General features: G+C 45.5%; 15 protein-coding genes, 3 pseudogenes and 2 other annotated features. Of the genes and pseudogenes, 14 read left to right on the top strand and 4 right to left on the bottom strand.

Going from position 1 to position 23,868, the window contains the following annotated elements:
* Nucleotides 1-3,306 carry a ribonuclease E gene (rne, locus tag GOL65_RS01970; protein WP_218651998.1) on the top strand — a complete coding sequence of 1,102 codons (3,306 nt, stop codon included), beginning with the start codon at nucleotides 1-3 and terminating at the stop codon, nucleotides 3,304-3,306.
* 65 nt (nucleotides 3,307-3,371) lie between these two features.
* Here the strand turns inward: rne and GOL65_RS01965 are convergent, their stop codons facing one another.
* Together GOL65_RS01965 and dbpA are read right to left on the bottom strand one after the other, a co-directional pair.
* Nucleotides 3,372-3,662, bottom strand: coding sequence for a putative quinol monooxygenase (locus GOL65_RS01965; RefSeq protein ID WP_140918550.1), 291 nt, complete (start codon nucleotides 3,660-3,662; stop codon nucleotides 3,372-3,374).
* 38 nt (nucleotides 3,663-3,700) lie between these two features.
* Nucleotides 3,701-5,086 carry an ATP-dependent RNA helicase DbpA gene (gene dbpA / locus GOL65_RS01960; protein ID WP_140918549.1) on the bottom strand — a complete coding sequence of 462 codons (1,386 nt, stop codon included), beginning with the start codon at nucleotides 5,084-5,086 and terminating at the stop codon, nucleotides 3,701-3,703.
* 270 nt (nucleotides 5,087-5,356) lie between these two features.
* Nucleotides 5,357-5,460, top strand: a sequence feature (Trp leader region).
* 53 nt (nucleotides 5,461-5,513) lie between these two features.
* Here dbpA and GOL65_RS01955 point away from each other — a divergent pair.
* The 6 genes and pseudogenes from GOL65_RS01955 to trpA all read left to right on the top strand — a co-directional run bounded on the left by GOL65_RS01955 (nucleotide 5,514) and on the right by trpA (nucleotide 12,442).
* On the top strand, nucleotides 5,514-7,076 hold the full coding sequence (locus tag GOL65_RS01955; protein WP_140918548.1) for an anthranilate synthase component 1: 1,563 nt from the start codon (nucleotides 5,514-5,516) through the stop codon (nucleotides 7,074-7,076).
* A pseudogene (locus tag GOL65_RS01950) lies at nucleotides 7,076-7,645 on the top strand (glutamine amidotransferase-related protein); the annotation flags it as partial. The gene GOL65_RS01955 and the pseudogene GOL65_RS01950, both read left to right, overlap by 1 nt.
* Before the next feature lie 216 nt (nucleotides 7,646-7,861).
* Nucleotides 7,862-7,964: a sequence feature (Trp leader region), on the top strand.
* Between the two features lie 90 nt (nucleotides 7,965-8,054).
* Nucleotides 8,055-9,050, top strand: a pseudogene (gene trpD, locus GOL65_RS01945) (anthranilate phosphoribosyltransferase); the annotation flags it as partial.
* A gap of 3 nt (nucleotides 9,051-9,053) precedes the next feature.
* Nucleotides 9,054-10,415, top strand: coding sequence for a bifunctional indole-3-glycerol-phosphate synthase TrpC/phosphoribosylanthranilate isomerase TrpF (trpCF, locus tag GOL65_RS01940; RefSeq protein ID WP_179038358.1), 1,362 nt, complete (start codon nucleotides 9,054-9,056; stop codon nucleotides 10,413-10,415).
* Between the two features lie 33 nt (nucleotides 10,416-10,448).
* Nucleotides 10,449-11,639, top strand: coding sequence for a tryptophan synthase subunit beta (gene trpB / locus GOL65_RS01935; protein WP_140918546.1), 1,191 nt, complete (start codon nucleotides 10,449-10,451; stop codon nucleotides 11,637-11,639).
* A complete protein-coding gene (gene trpA / locus GOL65_RS01930; RefSeq protein WP_140918545.1) occupies nucleotides 11,639-12,442 on the top strand; it encodes a tryptophan synthase subunit alpha in 804 nt (267 codons plus the stop codon). The genes trpB and trpA overlap by 1 nt, the downstream gene beginning before the upstream one ends.
* 245 nt (nucleotides 12,443-12,687) lie before the next feature.
* Here the strand turns inward: trpA and phoR are convergent, their stop codons facing one another.
* Both phoR and phoB read right to left on the bottom strand, forming a co-directional pair.
* Nucleotides 12,688-13,977 (bottom strand): phosphate regulon sensor histidine kinase PhoR, encoded by a 1,290-nt coding sequence (gene phoR, locus GOL65_RS01925; RefSeq protein WP_140918544.1) that lies wholly within the window; start codon nucleotides 13,975-13,977, stop codon nucleotides 12,688-12,690.
* Between the two features lie 23 nt (nucleotides 13,978-14,000).
* A complete protein-coding gene (gene phoB / locus GOL65_RS01920) occupies nucleotides 14,001-14,690 on the bottom strand; it encodes a phosphate regulon transcriptional regulator PhoB (RefSeq protein WP_140918543.1) in 690 nt (229 codons plus the stop codon).
* A 291-nt stretch (nucleotides 14,691-14,981) separates the two neighbouring features.
* Here phoB and sbcD point away from each other — a divergent pair, with 291 nt between their 5' ends.
* From sbcD to GOL65_RS01885, 7 genes and pseudogenes are all read left to right on the top strand, one after another.
* Nucleotides 14,982-16,235, top strand: a complete 1,254-nt coding sequence (gene sbcD / locus GOL65_RS01915) for an exonuclease subunit SbcD (protein ID WP_140918542.1) — start codon at nucleotides 14,982-14,984, stop codon at nucleotides 16,233-16,235.
* On the top strand, nucleotides 16,235-19,915 hold the full coding sequence (locus GOL65_RS01910) for an AAA family ATPase (RefSeq protein ID WP_140918541.1): 3,681 nt from the start codon (nucleotides 16,235-16,237) through the stop codon (nucleotides 19,913-19,915). The genes sbcD and GOL65_RS01910 overlap by 1 nt, the downstream gene beginning before the upstream one ends.
* Before the next feature lie 116 nt (nucleotides 19,916-20,031).
* On the top strand, nucleotides 20,032-20,943 hold the full coding sequence (gene rdgC / locus GOL65_RS01905; protein WP_179038129.1) for a recombination-associated protein RdgC: 912 nt from the start codon (nucleotides 20,032-20,034) through the stop codon (nucleotides 20,941-20,943).
* 203 nt (nucleotides 20,944-21,146) lie between these two features.
* A complete protein-coding gene (locus tag GOL65_RS01900) occupies nucleotides 21,147-21,488 on the top strand; it encodes a hypothetical protein (protein WP_140918539.1) in 342 nt (113 codons plus the stop codon).
* 13 nt (nucleotides 21,489-21,501) lie between these two features.
* Nucleotides 21,502-21,948, top strand: coding sequence for a hypothetical protein (locus GOL65_RS01895; protein ID WP_179038128.1), 447 nt, complete (start codon nucleotides 21,502-21,504; stop codon nucleotides 21,946-21,948).
* Complete coding sequence (locus GOL65_RS01890) at nucleotides 21,945-22,430, top strand: FidL-like protein (RefSeq protein WP_140918537.1); 486 nt, start codon at nucleotides 21,945-21,947, stop codon at nucleotides 22,428-22,430. The genes GOL65_RS01895 and GOL65_RS01890 overlap by 4 nt, the downstream gene beginning before the upstream one ends.
* A gap of 208 nt (nucleotides 22,431-22,638) precedes the next feature.
* Nucleotides 22,639-23,862, top strand: a pseudogene (locus tag GOL65_RS01885) (MdtA/MuxA family multidrug efflux RND transporter periplasmic adaptor subunit).
* Nucleotides 23,863-23,868: the final 6 nt, after the last annotated feature.

The raw sequence follows: 23,868 nt of genomic DNA, 5'->3' as shown, positions 1-23,868 counted from the left end.
ATGAAAAGAATGTTGATTAACGCAACTCAACAGGAAGAGTTGCGTGTAGCCTTAGTTGACGGGCAACGTCTGTATGATTTAGATATTGAAAGTCCAGGGCATGAACAAAAAAAGGCAAACATTTATAAAGGTAAGATCACCCGCGTTGAACAAAGCCTTGAAGCGGCATTTGTCGACTACGGTGCAGAACGACACGGTTTCCTCCCTTTCAAAGAAATTTCCCGCGAGTATTTTTCCTCTAATTCTGCATCTCAGGGTCGTCCTAACATTAAGGATGTACTGCATGTCGGTCAGGAAGTGATAGTTCAGGTCGATAAAGAAGAACGTGGAAATAAAGGCGCAGCACTGACAACATTTATCAGTCTGGCCGGTAGTTATTTAGTTCTGATGCCCAATAACCCACGCGCTGGCGGTATTTCTCGCCGTATAGAGGGTGACGATCGTCAGGAGTTAAAAGAAGCACTGGATTCATTAGAGATTCCTAACGGCATGGGCTTAATTGTCCGTACTGCTGGCGTAGGTAAATCTGCAGAAGCGTTACAATGGGACCTATCTTTCCGGTTAAAACACTGGGAAGCGATTAAAAAAGCGGCTGAAAGTCGCCCTGCTCCATTCCTGATCCATCAGGAGAGTAATGTTATTGTTCGTGCTTTCCGTGACTATTTACGTCCGGATATCGGTGAGATTCTGATCGATAACATCAAAATTCTCGATCTGGCTAAAGAACATATTGCAGCGTTAGGTCGTCCGGATTTCAGCAGTAAAATTAAACCTTATACCGGTGAAATCCCGCTGTTTAGCCACTATCAAATTGAATCGCAGATTGAATCTGCATTCCAACGTGAAGTACGCCTGCCGTCTGGTGGTTCTATCGTTATTGATACCACTGAGGCATTAACCGCTATCGATATCAACTCCGCGCGTTCTACCCGTGGTGGTGACATTGAAGAAACCGCATTTAATACCAACCTGGAAGCGGCTGATGAAATTGCCCGTCAATTACGTCTGCGCGACTTGGGTGGTTTGATCGTTATCGACTTTATTGATATGACCCCAATTCGCCATCAGCGCGAAGTAGAAAACCGTTTACGCGATGCCGTTCGTCAGGACCGTGCCCGTATTCAAATTGGTCGTATCTCCCGTTTTGGCCTGCTGGAGATGTCCCGTCAGCGCCTGAGTCCTTCTCTGGGTGAATCCAGCCATCACGTCTGTCCACGCTGTAATGGCACCGGCACCGTACGTGATAACGAATCATTATCTCTGTCTATTCTACGCTTGATTGAAGAAGAAGCGCTGAAAGACAATACCAAAGAAGTTGACGCCATTGTTCCGGTGCAAATTGCTTCTTATCTGTTAAACGAAAAACGTGAATCCGTTAATGCTATTGAACGACGTTCTGGCGGTAAGGTTCGCGTAGTGGTGGTTCCAAACGATCGTATGGATACCCCTCATTACGAAGTTATTCGTAAAAAACCTGGCGAAGAAAGCAATGTATTAAGTTACATGTTGCCACAGCTGCATGAAGCTGAAACAGAATCCGAAGAAGAGACTGTTCTTGAGCGTAAAATGCCTGAGCAACCGGCATTAACCAGCTTCTCAATGCCGACGGAATCTGCCCCGGTTGAAGAGAAAAAAGCACCTGTTGTTGCAGCTCCTGTCGCCAGCCAACCAGCCGGTCCGGGTCTGTTCTCTCGTTTTGTTAGCGGATTAAAAAATCTGTTAGCACCGGCAGAAACCGTTGCTACTCCGGCTGAAAAAACAGCAGCAGAGAAATCTTCCGGCAACCAGCAAGATCGCCGTAACAACCGTCGTAATAATAATCGTAAAGATCGCAATAACGACCGCAACAATGACCGTAATAACGATCGTAACAGCGACCGTAATGAGCGGAATGAACGTAATGGCGATCGTCAAAACCGCGATAACAACCAGGAATCACGTCGTAATAACCGCCAGGCTACGGCTGCTTCACAAGATAATACACAGGAAGCTACAGCTACCACTGCTACTCGTGATGAAAACCGCCGTGAGACTCGAGCAGAACGCCAACGTCGTCGTAATGAAGACAAGCGTCAACAACAGCAACAAGCTGCGCAGGTAGAGCAAGTTGAAGCCGTTGTGGAAAATGAAGTTTCTGCCGAGGAAGAAAAACCGACGCAGGCACCAGCTCAGCGTCGTCAGCGTCGCCAAATGAACCAAAAGGTTCGTGTTGCGGCTCAAAATGACCAAACGGCTGAAAATATCACGCCAGTCGCTGCGGTGAAAACGCATGTTGCTCCGGTAGAAGAAATTAAGTTACTACCTCAGCCAACTGCTATCAGTGAAAACTTCGTAGCCCCGACAGCTGATGAAATTGATGGAGAGAAAAACGGTTATAACAACGCAACCGATAATAACGGTATGCCACGTCGTTCTCGTCGCTCCCCTCGTCATCTGCGCGTTAGTGGACAACGCCGTCGTCGTTATCGCGATGAGAAGTATCCAACTGTTTCTCCTATGCCATTAAGTCTGGCAATGGCTTCACCAGAAATGGCGTCAGGGAAAGTCTGCATTAACTATGCAGCACTGGCAACAGAACAGGCGAAGGTTTTTGAGCCAGTTGAAGCTCTGGAAGCCGCTAATCACCAACAGACTGAGGCTGTATCTGTTGTCACTGCTGTTGTTGAGGCACCAGTCGTCGTTGAAACACCAACAGAACTTCCGGTCACTGCGCCAGCAATAATTGCTGAAGTAACAACTCCAGTTGTATCAGTAAGCGAACCAGCAATTGCGGTAACCTATATTGCTGAAAGAGATGAACCATCAGCTCCAACAACTGAACTGGTTGTCACACCATCAGTAGAAACTGTATGGCATGTTGAAGCACCGGCACCTCTTGATATCGCACCGATTGAAGCACCAAAGCCATTGAAGAGTGAATCAGTATCGGCATCTGAAGCGATTTCAGGCGGTAGTTCATCTGCTCCGGCTGCTTCTCCGGCATTTAGTGCTGAACCTGAAGCTATCGTTGAAGAAGTGATTCAAACGGTAGTTGAAGTAGAGGCAGCTGTGGTTGAGGTTATTAATACTGAATCGGTTGAAAAGAAGGTGTCTAGTGTTGCCAGTTCTCCGGCCTTTAAACCAGTCATGCCAGAGTTAGAGACAGCCGAAACTGAAGAAGCTCCTGTGGAACCACAAGCTAAACCTGAAGAAGCGCCAGTAGCTGTAGCTAAAGAAGAAGTTACTGCTAAGCCTTCTGCCGGTGGTCACGCTGCCACTAATTATGCCAGTGCTCCTGCAGCAAGACCGGCTCCGGTTGATGATTAATCAACTGTGATATAGCAAAAAATAAAAAACCCGCATAATGCGGGTTTTTTTATCACTTCAGAAAATTAATAGACTTTTGACATCAAGTTAATCGTCAGCGATTCGATTTTACCTTTGGTAAATTGGCCAAAGGAGACAAAATGAGGTGATTTACTGTGGATATCCAGTATTTCCTGTGATGCCCAGCGTTCTATAAACACATAAACCAGCGGATTTTGATTGTCCTGATGTAAATCATATTGCAGGCATCCCTCTTCCGCTCTGCTGCTATCTACCAGTTTTTTTAGTGCATCCATTAAGGGAGCCTGAAAATCTGCTTTAATAGTCAGTGTTGCAACAATAGTTATTTCGCTCATTTAAAATCCTTAGCCTTTTTCATGTCATAACAATAAAATTATTTAATTAACCACACCCGACAATTTTTGCCTTTAATTTTTCCATTACGCAATTGTTCAAGGGCGAATCTGGCACGCTGGCGGCGAATGGCCACATAAGCCTGAGTATCAAAGATAGCTATCTTACCAACATCAGCAGCGGTTAGCCCCGCATCACCCGTCAAGGCCCCCAGAATGTCTCCCGGGCGAACTTTAGCTTTACGCCCGCCGTCGATACTTAACGTCAGCATATTCGAAACTACTGGCTGAATATCACTATGATTAAAACGTTCTGCCTGTTTCCACTCTAACTGTTCAGACAGATAATCTTCAATAGCATGGGCTCGCTGTAACTCATTCACAGTACAAAAACTAATGGCCATTCCCTGAGCGCCCGCTCTACCGGTTCGACCAATGCGATGAATATATACCTCAGGATCAAAAGGTAACTCAAAGTTAACTACTAATGGAAGATCCTTAATATCTAATCCACGAGCTGCTACATCTGTTGCCACCAACACACGACAACTTTGATTAGCAAATTGTACTAATACACGTTCCCGATCCCGCTGTTCTAAATCACCGTGCAGTGCCAAAACGCTACTACCCGCAGCACTGAGCGTTTCAGCTATCTCCTGACAGTCGCGTTTAGTGTTGGAAAACACTACGCATGATTCAGGCTGATTGCTGGAGAGAATTTTTTGCAACAGGCTAATACGCTGTTGTGCAGCAACTTCAATAAACTGCTGTTCAATATGAACCCGGTCATCCACCGATTCAATAATAATTCGCTGAGGAGAACGCTGAATTCGCTCACTCATTTTTTCAATATCCGCAGGATAAGTAGCAGAAAACAACAGCGTCTGACGTTGAGACGGCGTCTGGCTGATAATATCATTTACTTCGTCAGAGAAACCCATATCCAGCATTCTGTCGGCTTCATCCAGTACCAGAATATTCAGATCGTTCAGGGTCAAATTTCCTTTACGTAAATGATCCTGAATTCGCCCCGGAGTACCAACAATAATATGAGCAGGATGAGCCAGTGAATCTACCTGTGCTCCCATTGGCTGACCACCACACAGGGTTAGTACTTTAATATTGGCAATGGCACGAGCCAGACGTCGAAGCTCTTTACTGACCTGATCGGCCAGTTCTCTGGTAGGACAAAGTATTAATGCCTGGGTACGGTAAGCATCAACCTGAATAGCAGACAGCAGCCCAATACCAAACGCAGCTGTCTTTCCGCTACCGGTTTTTGCCTGTGCAACCACATCTTTCCCTTGCAAAATAACGGGCAGCGCTGCGGCTTGAATCGGGGTCATTTGTGCATAACCCAGCTCATGCAGGTTATCAATTAGCGCTTTATCCAGCGGTAATTCGGAAAAGGATAGTGTTGTACTCACAGAAGACTCTTTAGCAGAAAGTGAACGGACTGGTTCTGACCAGACGAGGAGCTGATATTATCAGATTTTTCGGCTTATTGATGCTTATAACTTTTTCCTGATAAACACATTTGACTGCAATCCTGTCGCCACTTCTTTTGATTCAATCAGAATAATTTTCGCTTTTCTTGAGTAAAGCAGTTGACACCTACGACAAAAACCAGTTTACTAGTACACAAGAACAAATGATTTATACAGGCAATTATCATGATGACATATCCTATGGTATTAACAGGTTGGTGGCGAGACTTCCCTTAGCGGGCGGCCTACTTGCACCATATTGTTATCTGATAAAGCAAATAGCCCAAGAGCCCGCAAACTGCGGGCTTTTTTATTGCCCGAGAATTGATAGATAATCAACAGAAACTAACTAATACTGGCGTACAACATGCAAACACAGAAACCAACGATATTATTATTGACCGCAGAGACGCCATATCGTGACGATCCTACGGCTATTTTTACCCAGTTTTGTAATAATCGCCCGTCTACTTTGCTGCTGGAATCGGCTGAAGTCGACAGTAAACAAAATTTGAAGAGCCTGTTGGTAATTGATAGCGCACTGCGAATTGCCGCTGAAGGCCGCCGGGTTACGTTCCGGGCACTGACAGAAAATGGTAATGCGCTGCTAGCCCTATTAGACCAACAGCTACCAAAAGAGGTGGAAAACCGTATCAGTTCAGGACAACGTGAGTTGATTTATCCTGAGATTGATGCGCTACAGGATGAAGATACCCGCTTAAAATCCATCTCAGTTTTTGATTCATTACGCCAACTACTTACTCTGGTTAATGTTCCTCAGGATCAGCGTGAAGCTATGTTCCTGGGTGGTCTGTTTGCCTACGATCTGGTGGCAGGTTTTGAGAACCTTCCTACTCTGGAAAGCGATCGCCGCTGTCCTGATTTCTGTTTTTATCTGGCAGAAACGCTACTGATTCTCGATCATCAAAATGGTGTTTCGCGCCTTCAGGCCAGTCTGTTTACGCAGGACAATACTGAACAACAGAGATTAAAATCTCGACTGATTGAAATTCAACAACAGTTACGTGCACCGGCTTCACCAGTAACGGCTCCCGCACTCGATAGTATGCAATTAAATTGCGATCGCAGCGATGAAGAATACGGAGATATTGTTCGTGAGCTACAACAGTCAATTCGCTGTGGCGATATTTTTCAGGTGGTGCCTTCGCGCCGTTTCACTTTGCCTTGCCCTTCTCCGCTGGCGGCTTATCAAACCCTGAAAGAGAGCAATCCCAGCCCTTATATGTTCTTTATGCAGGATGAAGAATTTTCGCTGTTTGGTGCATCTCCTGAGAGCGCACTGAAATATGACGCTAACAGTCGTCAAATTGAGATCTACCCTATTGCCGGTACCCGCCCACGAGGACGTAAGCCTGATGGTTCCTTGGATAAAGACCTGGACAGTCGCTTTGAGTTAGATATGCGTACCGATCACAAGGAACTGGCGGAGCACATCATGTTAGTTGATTTAGCCCGTAACGATTTAGCCCGTATTTGTGAAGCAGGTAGTCGCTATGTCGCCAATTTAACCGAAGTTGACCGTTATTCTTTTGTGATGCATTTGGTTTCGCGGGTGGTCGGTACTTTGAGAAAGGATCTGGACGCACTGCACGCTTATCAGGCCTGTATGAACATGGGAACCTTAAGCGGTGCGCCTAAAGTTCGTGCAATGCAGCTGATTGCTCAATATGAAGGTGTTCGTCGTGGTAGCTATGGTGGTGCTGTGGGGTATTTGACCGCCCATGGCGATCTGGATACCTGCATTGTTATTCGTTCTGCCTATGTTGAAGACGGTATTGCAACCATTCAAGCCGGTGCCGGCATTGTTCTGGATTCAAACCCACAATCAGAAGCGGATGAAACCCGTAATAAAGCCAGAGCCGTTCTACGCGCGATTGCCAGTGCCCATCAGGTTAAGGAGATTTTCTAATGGCTGATATCCTATTGCTCGACAATATCGACTCCTTTACCTATAACCTGGTGGATCAACTTCGGGCCAGTGGTCATCAGGTAACGATTTATCGCAACCAATTGCCTGCCGATATGATTATTCAACAAATTGAACAAATGAATAATCCGGTACTAATGCTTTCACCGGGTTCAGGTAAACCATCAGAAGCGGGATGTATGCCAGAATTACTTTCAGCCCTGCTTGGCAAGTTACCCATTATTGGCATTTGCCTGGGACATCAGGCCATTGTTGAAGCCTATGGTGGTACCGTTGGTCAGGCTGGTGAAATTCTGCATGGAAAATCATCTCTGATTACTCATGACGGTGTAGCGATGTTTGAAGGGTTACCATCTCCGTTACCCGTTGCCCGTTACCATTCACTGGTGGGCACTGAAATTCCTTCAGAACTCACCGTTAACGCACATTTTAATCAGATGGTAATGGCAGTTCGCCACGATCGGCATCGGGTATGTGGTTTTCAGTTCCATCCTGAATCCATTTTAACCACTCAGGGTGCACGCCTGTTAGATCAAACACTGGAATGGGCACTATCCTGAATATTTTAATTATATGAAAAATAAATGTATTTATTTTATTTTTTGACTGACAAGCCGTTGTAACTGAAAGAACAAAAATATTTTTGTTTTTCTGGCTTAAATATATTGACAGCGATACATAAAACTAGTTTACTAGTACACAGATGCAGTAAATAACTAACACAACAACACATAGGTAATATCATGATGACATTAAATATTTTAGCAAATCGTTGGTGGCGACTCCTCCCTTAGCGGGCGGTTTACTTGCACTAATTTGTCATCTGATAAAGCAAATAGCCAAAAGCCCGCATTTTGCGGGCTTTTTTATGGACGCTTTTCACCAACCGAAAGCATCCTGGCAAAGAAACAAATATTAATAAAAACGGCGAACACCAAAATGCAAACACAAGACATGATGCAATCAATTCTTAATAAATTATTCCGTGCCGAATCATTGACTCAGCAGGAAAGCCAAATGCTTTTTAGCAGCATTGCACATGGAGATTTAGAACCCTCACAACTGGCTGCTGCACTGATTAGCATGAAAGTTCGCGGGGAGACGCCGGATGAAATCGCTGGTGCTGCAAACGCATTTTTAGCTGACGCGGTGCCCTTCCCACGTCCGGATTACGATTTTGCCGATATTGTTGGCACCGGTGGTGATGGCACTAACAGCATTAATATTTCAACCGCCAGCGCATTCGTTGCCGCTGCTTGTGGTATCAAAATTGCTAAACATGGTAACCGTAGCGTTTCCAGCCGTTCAGGATCTTCCGACCTGCTGGCAGCAATGGGCATTAAACTGGATTTACCGGCCGATGTTTCTCGTCAGGCGTTAGATGAAGTAGGCGTCTGCTTTTTGTTTGCTCCTCAATACCACGCTGGCTTTCGTCACGCCATGCCGGTTCGTCAGCAGCTAAAAACCCGCACGTTGTTTAACGTACTGGGTCCGTTAATTAATCCGGCGCGCCCGAAAAAAGCCGTGATTGGTGTTTACAGCCCGGAACTGGTTCGTCCTATCGCTGAGGCATTGAAAGTGCTTGGCTATCAGCAAGCTGCCGTGGTTCATGGTGGTGGAATGGATGAAGTTGCCGTCCACGCTCCAACTCAGGTTGCTGAACTGCGTGACGGTGAAATTGTATGCTATCAGTTAACCCATCAGGATTTTGGTCTGAAGCAATATTCGCTGTCTGACCTTGAAAGCGGGACACCTGAAGAAAACCGTGACATTTTGTCTCGCTTGTTACAAGGTAAAGGTGAAATTGCTCACGCGTCTGCCGTGGCGGCAAATGTGGCATTATTAATGAGATTATTTGGACAAGAAAATCTGCGTACCAATGCGCAACAGGCAATGGATGTGATTAGTAGTGGTGTTGCCTTCGATAGAGTTCAGGCCCTGGCGGCAAGAGGATAAATGATGCAAGAAACCGTATTAACGCGCATTGTTCGTGATAAGCAGGTCTGGGTCGCAGAACGTCGTCAAAAACAGCCGCTGGAAAGCTTTCGTCATAAAGTTATTCCCAGCGAGCGTAACTTCTACCAGGCATTAACCAGTGATAACAGCGTTTTTATTCTGGAATGTAAAAAGGCATCCCCATCTAAGGGGGTGATTCGTCAAAACTTTGATCCACGGGCTATCGCTGAAAGTTATCGTAACTTTGCCTCAGTTATCTCTGTATTAACTGATGAGAAATACTTTCAAGGCAACTTCGATTATTTGACGCTGGTAAGCAATCAGGTTCATCAACCGGTATTGTGCAAAGATTTTATTATCGATGAATATCAGATTTATCTGGCTCGTTTCTATCATGCAGATGCCGTTCTGCTGATGCTTTCGGTACTGGATGATGAGCAATATGTCGAACTGGCCGCCGTTGCACATTCACTCAATATGGGTGTGTTAACAGAAGCCAGTAATGAAAGCGAATTGCAGCGCGCCATTGATCTACAGGCCCGTGTCGTGGGTATTAATAATCGGGATTTACGCGATCTTTCTATCGATTTGAATCGTACTCGTACCATGGCACCACAACTGCCCGAGTCGACTATTGTTATCAGCGAATCCGGTATTCATAACTACCAGCAAGTACGTGAGCTTAGTCAGTACGCGGATGGTTTCCTTATCGGTAGCGCACTGATGTCAGAAGAAAATCTGGATCTGGCTGTACGCCGTGTTCTTTTCGGTGCGAATAAGGTGTGTGGATTAACCCGACCTGAAGATGCCGCGGCCGCTTATCATGCCGGTGCCGTATACGGTGGTTTAATTTTTGTTGGCAAGTCACCTCGTTATATTGATTTAGTTCAGGCTCAAAAAGTTGCCGCAGCAGCCCCATTAAAGTGGGTTGGCATATTCAGTAATGCTAAGACCGAAACCATTTTTCTGGCAGTTGAGCGGCTTAATCTCTCTGCCATTCAACTGCACGGTAATGAAAATAGCGACTATATTCATGACTTACGTTCACGCTTACCGGCAAGTTGCCTGATCTGGAAAGCGCAAACGGTTGATGGCCAACTGCCAGAACTGAATGATTCTCAGGTTGATTGCTACCTGCTGGATAACGGTGCCGGTGGTACCGGACAAACTTTCGACTGGCAAGTATTGCAGGACCAGGAATTGAGCAATGTGATGGTAGCCGGTGGATTAAACACGGGTAATACCGCAGCAGCAGCCGGTCTTGGCTGCCTGGGACTGGATTTTAATTCCGGAGTGGAAAGCCAGCCTGGCCATAAAGACATTACCAAAATCAACGCGGTATTTAGCATACTACGCAACTATTAATAATGACAAAAGTGGAAGACTAAGGGATATAACATGACATTACTTAACCCCTATTTCGGCGAATTTGGCGGGATGTATGTACCCCAAATCCTGATGCCTGCATTACAGCAACTGGAAGAGGCTTTTGTTAGCGCTCAGCGGGATCCGGCATTTCATGCAGAGTTTCAGGATTTATTAAGAAACTATGCAGGTCGCCCGACGCCGTTAACCCTATGCCGTAATCTGACGGCAGGAAGCAAAACCAAACTGTATTTAAAACGCGAAGATTTATTACATGGCGGTGCTCATAAAACCAACCAGGTACTAGGTCAGGCACTTTTAGCAAAACGCATGGGTAAAACCGAGATCATCGCCGAAACTGGTGCTGGTCAACACGGAGTTGCAGCCGCATTAGCCTGTGCCTTACTGGGTTTAAAATGCCGGATTTACATGGGAGCTAAAGACGTTGAGCGTCAGTCACCAAACGTTTTCAGAATGCGTTTGATGGGAGCAGAGGTTATTTCTGTTCACAGCGGCTCTTCCACCCTGAAAGATGCCTGTAATGAGGCTATGCGCGACTGGTCTGGTAATTATGAAACCGCGCACTATCTGCTGGGTACTGCTGCGGGTCCACACCCATTCCCAACCATCGTACGTGAATTCCAACGAATGATTGGTGAAGAAACCAAAGAACAAATGAAAGAGCGTGAAAACTGTCTGCCGGATGCGGTTATTGCCTGTATTGGCGGCGGCTCTAACGCTATCGGTATGTTTGCTGATTTCATCGAGGAATCCAGCGTTCGACTGATTGGTGTTGAACCTGCGGGATTAGGTATTGAATCCGGACAACACGGTGCCCCATTAAAACACGGCCGCGTTGGCATCTATTTTGGTATGAAGTCACCAATGATGCAAACCAGTGAAGGTCAGATTGAAGAGTCCTACTCTATTTCTGCTGGCCTGGATTTCCCTTCTGTTGGGCCTCAGCATGCTCACCTGAACAGCATTGGTCGTGCAGAATACGTTTCAATTACTGATGATGAAGCGTTGAATGCCTTTAAACAGCTATCCCGCCATGAGGGAATTATTCCTGCGCTGGAGTCTTCTCACGCCCTGGCTTATGCCCTAAAAATGATTGCCGCAGAACCGGAAAAAGAACAAATCCTGGTGGTCAATCTATCCGGTCGTGGTGATAAAGACATTTTTACAGTTCATGATATTTTAAAAGCGCGGGGAGAAATCTGATGGATCGTTATCAACAACTATTTGAACGTCTGGCTGCCAACAACCAGGGCGCTTTTGTTCCTTTTGTTACCCTGGGTGATCCAAACCCGGAACTCTCGCTGGAAATTATTGATACCTTAATTGCCGCAGGCGCTGATGCTCTGGAACTGGGCATTCCGTTCTCTGACCCACTGGCTGACGGACCAACCATCCAAAGTGCTACCTTGCGTGCTTTTGCTTCAGGAGTGACGCCGACACTTTGCTTTGAATTATTAGGCAAAATTCGGGCAAAACATCCTGATATTCCGATTGGTTTACTGATGTATGCCAATCTGGTGTTTAGTCGCGGTATTGATGAGTTTTATGCGCAATGTGCAAAAGTAGGTGTAGATTCCGTACTGGTTGCTGATGTTCCACTGGAAGAGTCACAACCATACCGTCTGGCAGCACAGCGCCATAATATTACGCCAATATTTATCTGCCCACCTAACGCGAATGACGAGCTATTACGCCAAATTGCTACTCATGGTCGTGGTTATACCTACCTGCTCTCACGTGCTGGCGTGACCGGTGCCGAGAACAAAGCACATCTGCCATTAGAGCATTTGGTTGCTAAACTGAAAGAGTACAACGCAGCACCATCGATTCAGGGTTTTGGCATCTCAGAACCTTCACAGGTAAAAGCGGCTCTCACCAGTGGAGCCGCAGGAGCCATTTCTGGCTCAGCCATTGTGAAGATTATCGAACAAAGCCATCAACAGCCGAAGATTATGCTGGAGAAACTGGCGGAGTTTGTTAAGGGGATGAAGGCGGCGACTAAATAGTAAAGCAAATACAGTATTAACTTCAGAGGATATTCCGTCCGTAAAGGCTATATACCTATATTGGCATGGTGCCCGGACGGATGGGCGTTTGTACTCAGGAGCAGAGTGCGTCGGGCCTGGCCGGGTTAGGGGCACTTCGTTGGCTTACGCCAAGTCGACCCCAACACCCGTCCCTCCCGTCGATTAACTTTCGTTCATAAAGGCCTGTTAAAACAGGCCTGTTATCTAATTAAACGCCAAAACAACTAATTACCCACCACCAACCTTCCCGGCAACACAAATCTGAACTCACTGCCTACCCCCAACTGACTTTCAATACTCAACTGGGAATCATGGTGATTCAACACATGCTTAACTATCGCCAGTCCCAAGCCGCTGCCTCCGGTCAGACTGGAACGCGATGGGTCAACACGATAAAAACGCTCGGTCAGATGGGCTATATGCTGTTGCTCAATGCCTGGCCCATTATCTTTCACACTAAACTGAGCGCCGCGAGGCGTTAATGCCCAACTGACATAAATATCCGTTCCGGACGGCGTATGATTGATAGCGTTATACACCAGATTGGACATTGCGCTGTAAAGCTGTTCCTGATTACCTAACACCTGCAATTTGGTATCAACATCAAAATGAAGCTGATGTTCGCCGTTACTTAAAATATTGGCTTCACGCGCAAGATTATCCAATAGAACAGGCACGTTAATCTTTTCATTTAACGCATAGCGAGGAGCGGCTTCAATACGCGATAACGTCAGTAATTGATTAACCAGACTGCTCATGCGCTCCGTTTGGCCCTTCATACTGGTCAACGCTTTATGGCGAATCTCCGGACGGGTATCGTCATCTCCCAGCATTTCAATATAGCCCTGCAACACGGTAAGCGGCGTTTTCAACTCATGACTGACGTTAGTGAAGAATTTACGACGAACCTCTTCCAATTGCCTGATTTGTGATATATCACGAGCGGAGATCAGCATATGCCCTTCGTCATAAGGCATTACTCTAAATTCAATATAGCTACCTTTATTGAATTTTAACGTTAGTGGTTCATCAAATTGTTTGCGTTTAATAAACTCGGTAAATTGCGGATAACGAATCAAGTTAAGAATATGCTGGCCGTTATCTTCCGGCCAGCGAAACCCTAACATTTGTTGAGCCAGTTTATTACACCAAAAAATATGTCCGCTTTCGGTACTCAATACCACGGCATCAGGTAGCGATTCGGCACCGCTACGAAAACGTTTAATCAGTGAAGCCAGCTCACGACGGCGCTGGCGGTTACGGTGCTGCATTTGATACAGGCCGTAGAATAACGGTTCCCAACTTCCCCGACCTGGTGGAGGCATAATGCTGCGATCCAACCATAACCAGTGAGATAACTTCAGCAGATTATAAAAATGCCACAACAAGGCACAGAGTGCCGAAATCAGCAGTAACAGCGTCAGATGACCAATAAAAATGCTTAACAGCAATGCCGGAAGGCAAAACAGCAACAGCTCAATGACAATTCTCTTCCACGACAGGCGTTCTAGCACAGGCGAGTCCCTAACCAGTTAACTTAAAAACGAGTTGAAAAACGATAGCCTGAACCGCGTACGGTTTGCAGCATCTTGTCATAACCGCTGTCTTCCAGCGTCTTACGCAAGCGACGAATAAATACGTCAACGGTTCGATCTTCAACATACACATTAGTACCCCATACCTGATTAAGCAGTTGCTCACGGCTATAAACCCGCTCAGGATGGCTCATAAAGAAATGCAGCAGTTTGTATTCCGTAGGTCCCATATCCAGTGGCTTATCGTCTGCCATAACCCGATGGGATGATGGGTCCAGGGTTAAGCCATCAAATACTAAAGATTCATGTTCGGTCATAGGTGACGTTCGGCGCATCACAGCTTTAATGCGCGCCAGAAGTTCTTTAGGAGAAAAAGGTTTAGTGACATAGTCATCCGCCCCGGACTCCAGCCCTTGTACACGGTCTTCCTCTTCTCCCCGGGCAGTTAACATCACCACCGGAATGGCTTTCATCAGAGGGTCGCGTTTCAGATATTTAATCAGTTGAATGCCGGATCCGCCCGGCAACATCCAATCCAGTAAGATCAGATCGGGAAAAGGTTCAATAAGTAAAGATTGCGCCGCGGTAAAATCCGCAGCTTCGATGGCCTGATAGCCATGTTGTTCAAGAACAAGAGAAATCATTTCCCGTATAGGTGCTTCATCCTCAACCACCAGTATGCGTTTTATCATGCGGGCTCTGCTCTTTGTTGTTTTTTCTCAACACAATGCGAGTTGAATGATTATATACCCTAATAATTTGAGTTGCAGAAACACCAGAAATCTTGTCAATACATCTGCAACCTAAAGTACACTGGATTATAGTGCATTGGCATTATGCTACAGATATATGACACTTTTATTACGTTAACAACGTTTTCTGTTAATAGAAGCGTCCACTAAGGTAGTGCTGACCATCTCTGCTGCGTATAATCCCCAATAACCATAGCGCACCATATGGCTATTTTTTGACAGAGAGGATTCATGCGCATTATTCACACATCTGACTGGCATCTTGGACAATACTTTTTTACCAAAAGCCGAGCGGCTGAACATGCAGAATTTTTGCGCTGGTTAACCGAAAAAGTCGCAGAGCATCAGGTTGATGCCATTATTGTCGCGGGTGATGTTTTTGATACTACCTCTCCTCCCAGCTATGCCCGGGAACTCTATAATCAGTTTATTGTGGGACTGCAACCAACCGGCTGTCAGTTAGTGGTATTGGGTGGAAATCATGACTCTGTTGCGATGTTGAATGAATCCCGGGAACTACTGACCTACCTCAATACTCAGGTCATCGCCAGCGTTGCACAACAGCCTGAACAGCAGCTTATCGTTTTGAATAACGCTCAGGGCGAGCCTGGTGCATTGGTGTGTGCAATTCCCTTTATTCGAGCCAGAGATGTACTCTCCAGCCAGGCGGGCCAATCGGGTAGTGAAAAACAACAGGCTTTGCTGGAAGCAATCAGCCAGCACTACCAGCAGATATACCAACTGGCAAAAGAAAAGCAGCAACAATACGCCAGACATTTACCGATTATTGTTACCGGGCATTTAACCACCGTTGGCGCATCCACCTCCGACTCTGTTCGTGAAATCTATATCGGTACGCTGGATGCATTTCCCGCGCAGGCATTTCCCCCGGCAGACTATATTGCTTTGGGGCATATTCACCGCCCACAGAAAGTCGCCAAATCAGAATATATTCGTTATTCCGGTTCCCCGATTCCCTTAAGCTTTGATGAAAGCGGCCAGGAAAAAAGCGTAGTGATGGTAGATTTTTCCTCTCCGGCAGAGCCGCAAATTACATTACTTACCGTACCGCAATTTCAGCCAATGCAACTGATTAAAGGCGACATTGAACAAATCAAATCGGCACTGGAAGGTTTTCGCGATCGGCAACAACAGAAAACCGTTTGGTTGGATATTGAAGTGGATTCTCGCCTTTACCTGAATGACCTTCAGCGACAAATACAGCAAATGGCAGAACAATTACCGGTCGAGGTGATATTACTGCGTCGCAGTAAGGCCCTCACTCAGCAAGCCATTCAGCGCCAGGAAAAAGAGACGCTGTCAGAGCTGACGGTAAACGAAGTATTTGAACGCAGACTGGTACAGGATGATGACGATAATCAAAGCACCCGGCAGCAACATCAACGAGTGCGTCAGCTGTTTCATTCGCTGGTAGAGGAAATGGAACAACAGACTGAACAGCCCGTTGATGGAGGAGCCGTCTGATGCGTATCCTTAGCCTGCGACTTAAAAATATTAACTCGCTGAAAGACGAGTGGAAAATCGACTTCACTCAAGAACCCTTTTGCGATAACGCTCTGTTTGCCATTACCGGCGCTACCGGGGCCGGTAAAACCACCCTGCTGGATGCCATTTGTCTGGCGCTTTATCATAAAACACCTCGCCTGAATGTAACGCCAACTCAAAATGAACTGATGACTCATCACACAGCTGAGTCGCTGGCTGAGGTAGAGTTTGAAGTTCAAGGCATTGGCTATCGGGCATTCTGGAGCCAACGCCGGGCAAAAGGCAGCCCGGATGGTAATCTGCAAACCCCTAAGGTTGAACTGGCCTATATACGCGATGGCAAAATTATTACCGATAAAATTCGCGATAAACTCGACCTTACTGCCCAGATCACCGGTTTAGACTTTAGCCGTTTCACCAAGTCCATGATGTTATCGCAGGGTGAGTTCGCCGCTTTTCTTAATGCAGAACCGAATGAGCGTGCTGAATTGCTGGAAGAGCTTACCGGCACAGAGATTTATGGTCACATCTCTGAGCAAGTTTTTCTATCCCACAAAGAGGCTAAAAATCAGCTGGATACCCTGCATACTTTGTTAGGTAGTGTACAGTTGCTGTCAGAAGAGCAAACTCAGGAGCTAACCCAACAGGCCCGGCAACTGCAATCTCAGGAGAAATTACTAACCCAGCAAACTGAACGCCTGCTGGCAGACAGGCAATGGCTGGAAAAACAAGATGAATATCTACGTCAGGAATCACAGTGCCAGCAACAATTAACTCTGGCTCAGCAAAATTGGCAACAGCAACAGCCCCAACTTGAAAAATTACAGCGAAGTGAACCGGCTGAAAAACTGCGCCCCCTGCATACTAATCTGATGCGTTTGCGTCAGGAACAACAAGATAACCAGCAGGAAATAGCGCGCATTACTCAGGCCGAAACCGAACTCAAACAACAGATCGCTGTTGCTTTACGGGCGCGTGAACAGGCAGAACAGCAGCATGCATCGCAACTTAAACAGCATGAGTTAACCCGCACTCTGATTAATACCCAAGTCATGCCGTTGGATTTACAGATTGGAAATAAGGTCAGTCAATTAACTCAACTTGAATTAATTCGAACCAACCTTGTTCAACAATTACAACTACAGCAAAGCGAACATGATGCAAGCTTAAAACAACAGCTTCAGCTACTCAGTCGTCAGCAGGAGCTAAATGACTATTTCCAACATCACTCGCACCATCAATATTGGGGGGAAAACCTCCCTCTGTGGCAGCAGCAACTAAATCAGCTCACCCGTATTAATAGCGAGTTACAGAACGCCCGGCAATCAGCAGAACTTAAACAAAAAGAGATCGATCGGCTCAATCAACAGCTGACTGAAGTTACATTGTCACAAAAACAACATCAGACACAGCTGCAACAATTGCAACAGAGCTTTGATAAGCATGATGCCGCCTTCCAACAATTGCGCGCCCTGCACGACTTAAATGGACTAAAACAACAACAGCATAATCTTGCCCAAACCAGAGATCGACAACAGTCACTTTCCCTGCTGTTTCAGCGTTATCAACAGGTGACTAAGCAGCATCAGGCCAGGTCCAGCCAGCTAAATGAACTCACGACGGTGATTAAACAGCTCGATAGAGATTTAGTTACCAAACGTCAGCAATATAGCGATAAAAAAGTCCATTTGACCAACGTAGAAAAACTGGCCGAGCAAGAGCTGATAATTAGCCGTTTTGAGCAAGAAAGAGCGCTATTGCAACCCGGTTCACCCTGCCCGCTATGTGGTTCGACCCAGCATCCATTAGTGGGTGAAAATACTGCATTGAAAACCTCGGACACTCAGCAGCGCCTGAATCAGTTAAAAACCGAGTTTCAGCAATTACACGATGCAGGAATTGAGTTAAAAAGCAAAATAGCTCTGCATAGCGATCGGCAAAACCAACTGACCAAAGAGATGAATAATCTGAGTCTGGAGCTGGACGACATCAGCCAGCAATGGCAACAACACTGCAAACAATTGGATATCAACCTGTCACTTACCGGGACAGAGCAATTTGAATCTTATCTGGAAAGCGTTCGCCAACAAGAGAGACAGTTACAGCAACAGATAAACCAACTTGAACTGGCCGAGCAACAATGGTTGCAAGAAAAAGAGCTTCTCAATAAACAGCATAATGCAACTCAGGAAGCACAACAGCGGGTAACGCTACTGGCTCAAGATGTTTTGAACAAAACTCAGCAACAGCAGCTTTCCGGGCAGGCCCTATTATCACTACAACAAGATTATCAAACGCTGTCAGAACAACTACAAACGGCGCTGACTCACTATGAACTAACCTTGCCACAACCAGAACAGTATGACGGCTGGTATAACGCGCGTAAAAATGAATGGCAACAGTGGCAAAGCCACCTCAACGCTCAAAAAACGCTGGAGCAACAGTTAATTACTCTGAATACTCAGATAGCGACACTGACAACCCGGTTAGAAAGTCTGAATATCCAAACGGTAGAAAACCAGACACAACTTACAACCTGTCAACGTGAGGCAGAACAACTCAAACAACAGCGCTATCAGCTATTCGGGGATAAACAAACCGATGCTGTCATGTTGCAACTTCAGCAACAACAGCAAACTCTTGAACTGACGGTAACCGATAGCAGAAACGTTTGGCAGCAGCTTAACGACAGACAGACGACGCTCAGCGGACAGCTTTCCGCCCTGTTATCTCAACAACAGCAACTTCAACAAAAAACTGACAGTGCAGAGCATGAATTTAATACCGCGTTACAACAAAGCCCATTCAGCCTTCAGGCCGATTTCCTGGATGCTCTGTTATCTCCGGAATTACACCAGCAGCTTAGTGAACTTAAAGAGACCGTCACTAACGCACTGCATCAGGCACAAACCCTGTTTAATCAAGCGAACAAACAGCGGCAACAGCATCAGGCTCAACGGCCAGAAACCCTAACCGATGTGAGTAATATTGCAGATCTCAGCTTACAGATAACGCAACTGGCAGCAGAGAGTAAAGCTAACGGTATCCGTCAGGGAGAAATCCGCCAACAGTTGGAAAATGACCGACAAAGCCGCACCAATCAGCAGTCATTGGTAGAGCGTATTGCACAACATCAACAGCAGGTTGATGATTGGGCCTATCTGAATAATCTAATCGGCTCCAGTGATGGTGCAAAGTTCCGTAAATTTGCTCAGGGCCTCACGCTGGATCATTTAGTCTACCTGGCTAATCAACAGCTAAATCGGTTACATGGTCGCTATCTGTTACAGCGTAAAGAGAGCGGCGCTCTTGAGTTACAGGTGGTCGATACCTGGCAGGCCGATAATCTACGGGATACTCGTACCCTGTCCGGTGGAGAGAGTTTTCTGGTGAGTCTGGCGCTGGCGCTGGCGTTGTCCGATCTGGTTAGTCACAAAACCAGTATTGACTCTCTGTTTCTTGATGAGGGTTTCGGCACTCTGGACGCTGAGACGCTGGATATTGCATTGGATGCCTTAGATAACCTGAATGCCAGCGGTAAAATCATTGGGGTTATCAGCCATATTGACGCCATGAAAGAACGTATCCCGGTACAAATTCGGGTTCGTAAAGTGAATGGATTAGGTATCAGTAAATTGGATGATCGGTTCAAAGAATAGCATTATCTAATTATTTCATAAGTTTCATTAGCCAAAATCACAGCAAGAGGCTTTGCGATTGGTTATGATGACGGCTATGTTTATACAGAGCTCAGCTCTTTTTAATGGAAATAACTATGTTGTGGTTTAAGAATTTAATGATTTATCGCCTCAGTCGCGAAACCCATCTGTCTGCTGACGAGATGGAAAAGCAGCTGAAGCCATTAACATTTACACCTTGTGGTAGCCAGGATATGGCAAAAACAGGCTGGGTCTCTCCTTTAGGATCACACAGTGATGCCTTAACTCACGCCTCAGGCAATCAAATTCTAATTGTTGCCCGCAAGGAAGAGAAAATTCTACCCTCTCCGGTGATCAAACAGGCCCTACAGGCAAAAATTGAACAGTTAGAAGCCGAACAACATAGAAAACTAAAAAAGACTGAAAAAGATGCGTTAAAAGACGAAGTGCTGCACAGTCTGTTACCCCGTGCATTTAGCCGTTTTAATCAAACCAGCCTGTGGATTGATACGGTTAACGGTTTGATTATTGTTGATGCCGCCAGTGCCAAACGCGCTGAAGATACTCTGGCCCTGCTGCGTAAAAGCTTAGGTTCATTACCAGTAGTACCTTTAACGCTGGAAAGTCCTATTGAACTGACACTCACTGAATGGGTTCGTTCTGGCAATGCACCAGCAGGATTTGTGCTGCAGGATGAAGCTGAACTGAAAGCAATTCTTGAAGGCGGTGGCGTTATTCGCTGTAAGGCTCAGGAACTGGTCAGTGATGAAATTGCAGTGCATATTGAAGCGGGCAAACTGGTTACCAAACTGGCACTGGAATGGCGTGAACGTATTCAGTTTGTGATTGCCGATGATGGCAGTTTGAAACGAATCAAATTTACTGAAACTATTCGCGAACAAAATCAGGATATCGATAAAGAAGATTATGCTGCACGCTTTGATGCAGATTTCACCCTGATGACCGGTGAAGTTGCCCAACTGATTGAAGAGCTAATTGAAGCATTGGGTGGTGAGCACAGTGAATAATATTGTTTAAAAAACAAAAGATAATGCTAATAGAGGTGAGTTATCATCTCTATTAGTATGATAAATAACAATTAGCTGTTTCAGATGAAATAACCCTACTTTATGTAACACTATTATTTCTCTTTAATCTGGTGAATTAATGTGTAAAATGCGCCAAATCTCAGATTAAAAACCATTGAGAAATAAGTGCCCGGAGGGAACGTTTGCATAACTATATTATTAATGACCGAGTGATGTTTAACACTTTTACCGGTGGATTAAGTCGACTTGACGATCCGCGGAAGTTGAGCACGCTCAGTAGTAATGCTAAACGATTATTTCTGCGTTTGATTGACAGTGGCTACCAGATTGTTCCTTTTGAACAGCTAACCAGTGAAATTCAACAATCTGAAAACGTTATAAATACGGCTAAAGACGTTGTCTCTGAACTGAGTGATATTACTCAAGCCTTTCATCAATTAGGTGAGTTTGAACCCATACTGACCACTTACTCATATGGTGTACAGCTATCCACTGATGTAGAGCTAAAAGTTATCACCAGCTAACGAACCTTCAGTGATGACAGCAAAGAAAAAACCGTATATTGCCAAAAAGTCATTGGTCAATTCTGCCACAGTCAATGGCAACAATGATTCATCCCCTGCGTCGCAACCAAAAAGCCGTTTTGTGTGGTATTACACCCGAATTGCGTTGGTTGCCGCCCTGTTTATTTTTGTGTTCTATTTTGCTTTAGATATGTTTACCAGCAAGCCGGGCTATTTTGCTGATTACCATCATCAGGAAAAATACCAGAAATGTGATATTTTCATTCACAATCAAAAAGCTACTGACTTAGCCAATTTGAAAAAGCGGTTAGATGAATTTGCTATCGCCTGCGACAGTCCTAAAAACGTCTATTTTAGCCTTCCTGCCGACGATCGCCGGGAGTCAATTCAGGTCTGCGACAGCGATCCGGATAAATCTAATGCCTCTTGCTTCAATTTCTATGTGGTAAAAGTGAAATGAACAATATTAAATTTTCGGTGATTGCCACACTAATTGTTACAGCCTTACTGGCGGTTGGTTTATATCTGTTTTATGCCAGTAGCAACAATAAATTCACCTGTTCGGCAAACACTACCTATCTATTTGAAAAAATTAACAAAGAAAAAGAAGCCGTACTAACCTCTGAAATGAGATTTCATTTTGATGGTGACGGGAAAGGTTACAACATCATTATGGGAAATTTACTGGTGGATGGCAGCAATTACACCATCAATCGCAAAGTACAGTTTGATTACACCTACAATAAAACTAATAATTACGTTTTGAACACTACTCAAGTTTCTTTAGAAAATACGGATAACTTGCCTAAAGCGCTGGGAGAACGTTATCTCTATCGCTTCAGTACCGAACAACATGAATCGACCCATTTGGTGATTATCCGTATGAATAGTGGAAAACGCCTGTTCTCCAGCGGAACCTTGCCCTATTTCTTGTGTGAATAACACCATCTGTGGCTGCTATAGCTAAGCTGGATTCTGTCCTGGTTTTTCATTACATAAAACAGACATCCGGCTTACGCTTCATTACCGAACTTCCATATTTCCTTCATCATTTTTTTCTCTGAACCAGTTATACTGATAAAATTACAGTATTCTCAACTAATTCAGAGTAATAGCTCCACCATTGAGCTGTTTAAGTGAGCCTCTAACTATGACACTGCAATCTAAGCGTTTATTACGCCCACTACCGCTCATTGCTATCGCGATTCTTGTTATCGGAGCCTGGCTGTTTTGGCATAACAGTAATACCAGTCAGGCTCCGGGTGCAACCAAATCATCCCAACCTGCCAGTGGTGGACGGCGTAATATGCCGCTACCGCCAGTGCAAGTTGCCACCGCGGATGTACAAAATATTCCTCGCTACCTTAGTGGACTCGGAACAGTTACCGCCGCCAATACCGTTACGGTACGCAATCGGGTGGATGGCCAGATTATGGCAATACATTTTACCGAAGGTCAGGAAGTGAATGCCGGTGATCTACTGGTTGAAATTGATCCGCGTCCTTATCAGGTACAGCTAACTCAGGCAGAAGGCCAACTGTTGAATATGCAAGCCACCCTGAGCAATGCCAAACGTGATTTGTCTCGTTATCAAAAGCTAATTAAAACCAATATGGTTTCACAACAACAGTTAGATACGTAGCAAGCGCTGGTTAAGCAAAGTGAAGGGAGTTTGAAAGCTGCACAAGGCGCGGTTGACAGTGCTAATCTGCAATTAACATACAGTAAAGTCACTGCCCCTATTTCTGGTCGGGTTGGCCTGAAACTGGTTGATGTGGGTAACTATGTTTCCAGCGGTGACAGTACCGGTTTGGTGGTTATTACCCAAACCCATCCGATTGATGTGTTGTTCGCTTTACCGGAAACCGATCTGAGAGCCATTTTACCTGCCTACAATCAGGGTAAAAGCCTGTCGGTAGAAGCCTGGGATCGAGGTAATAAACAGCTGATAACTACCGGCACCTTACTCAGTCTGGATAACCAAATTGATACTGCTACCGGCACCATCAAATTAAAAGCTCGCTTTACCAATCAGGATAATCAACTGTTCCCAAATCAGTTTGTTAACGCCAAAATTAAGGTTGATACACTGGATAACGCCATCGTCATCCCTGCTGCTGCCATTCAAACCGGTAATAATGAAAACTTTGTCTGGATGATTGATAGCGACAATAAAGTCAGTAAACAAGCCGTCACGGTCGGATTACGCAGTGGCGAAAGTGTAGTGGTTACCCAAGGCATAGAGACCGGGCAACGAGTGGTTACCGATGGTGTTGACCGCCTGAAACAGGATATGCAGGTTGAAGTAGTCACCCCGCAATCCCTGTCAGTCCCTCAGACTAAAGTGCCTCGCCAGCCGCAGGATGCAAAATGAGCGACC

This window comes from Limnobaculum xujianqingii, assembly GCF_013394855.1.
GTDB lineage: Bacteria > Pseudomonadota > Gammaproteobacteria > Enterobacterales > Enterobacteriaceae > Limnobaculum > Limnobaculum xujianqingii.
The sequence above is the reverse complement of the archived record's forward strand: the minus strand, read 5'-3'. Positions and strand labels throughout refer to the sequence as shown.

Coding starts and splice junctions, on each gene's coding strand:
- rne (WP_218651998.1), top strand. CDS start 1: ATGAAAAGAATGTTGATTAACGCAACTCAACAGGAAGAGTTGCGTGTA.
- GOL65_RS01965 (WP_140918550.1), bottom strand. CDS start 3,662: ATGAGCGAAATAACTATTGTTGCAACACTGACTATTAAAGCAGATTTT.
- GOL65_RS01955 (WP_140918548.1), top strand. CDS start 5,514: ATGCAAACACAGAAACCAACGATATTATTATTGACCGCAGAGACGCCA.
- trpCF (WP_179038358.1), top strand. CDS start 9,054: ATGCAAGAAACCGTATTAACGCGCATTGTTCGTGATAAGCAGGTCTGG.
- trpB (WP_140918546.1), top strand. CDS start 10,449: ATGACATTACTTAACCCCTATTTCGGCGAATTTGGCGGGATGTATGTA.
- trpA (WP_140918545.1), top strand. CDS start 11,639: ATGGATCGTTATCAACAACTATTTGAACGTCTGGCTGCCAACAACCAG.
- phoB (WP_140918543.1), bottom strand. CDS start 14,690: ATGATAAAACGCATACTGGTGGTTGAGGATGAAGCACCTATACGGGAA.
- sbcD (WP_140918542.1), top strand. CDS start 14,982: ATGCGCATTATTCACACATCTGACTGGCATCTTGGACAATACTTTTTT.
- GOL65_RS01910 (WP_140918541.1), top strand. CDS start 16,235: ATGCGTATCCTTAGCCTGCGACTTAAAAATATTAACTCGCTGAAAGAC.
- rdgC (WP_179038129.1), top strand. CDS start 20,032: ATGTTGTGGTTTAAGAATTTAATGATTTATCGCCTCAGTCGCGAAACC.
- GOL65_RS01895 (WP_179038128.1), top strand. CDS start 21,502: ATGACAGCAAAGAAAAAACCGTATATTGCCAAAAAGTCATTGGTCAAT.
- GOL65_RS01890 (WP_140918537.1), top strand. CDS start 21,945: ATGAACAATATTAAATTTTCGGTGATTGCCACACTAATTGTTACAGCC.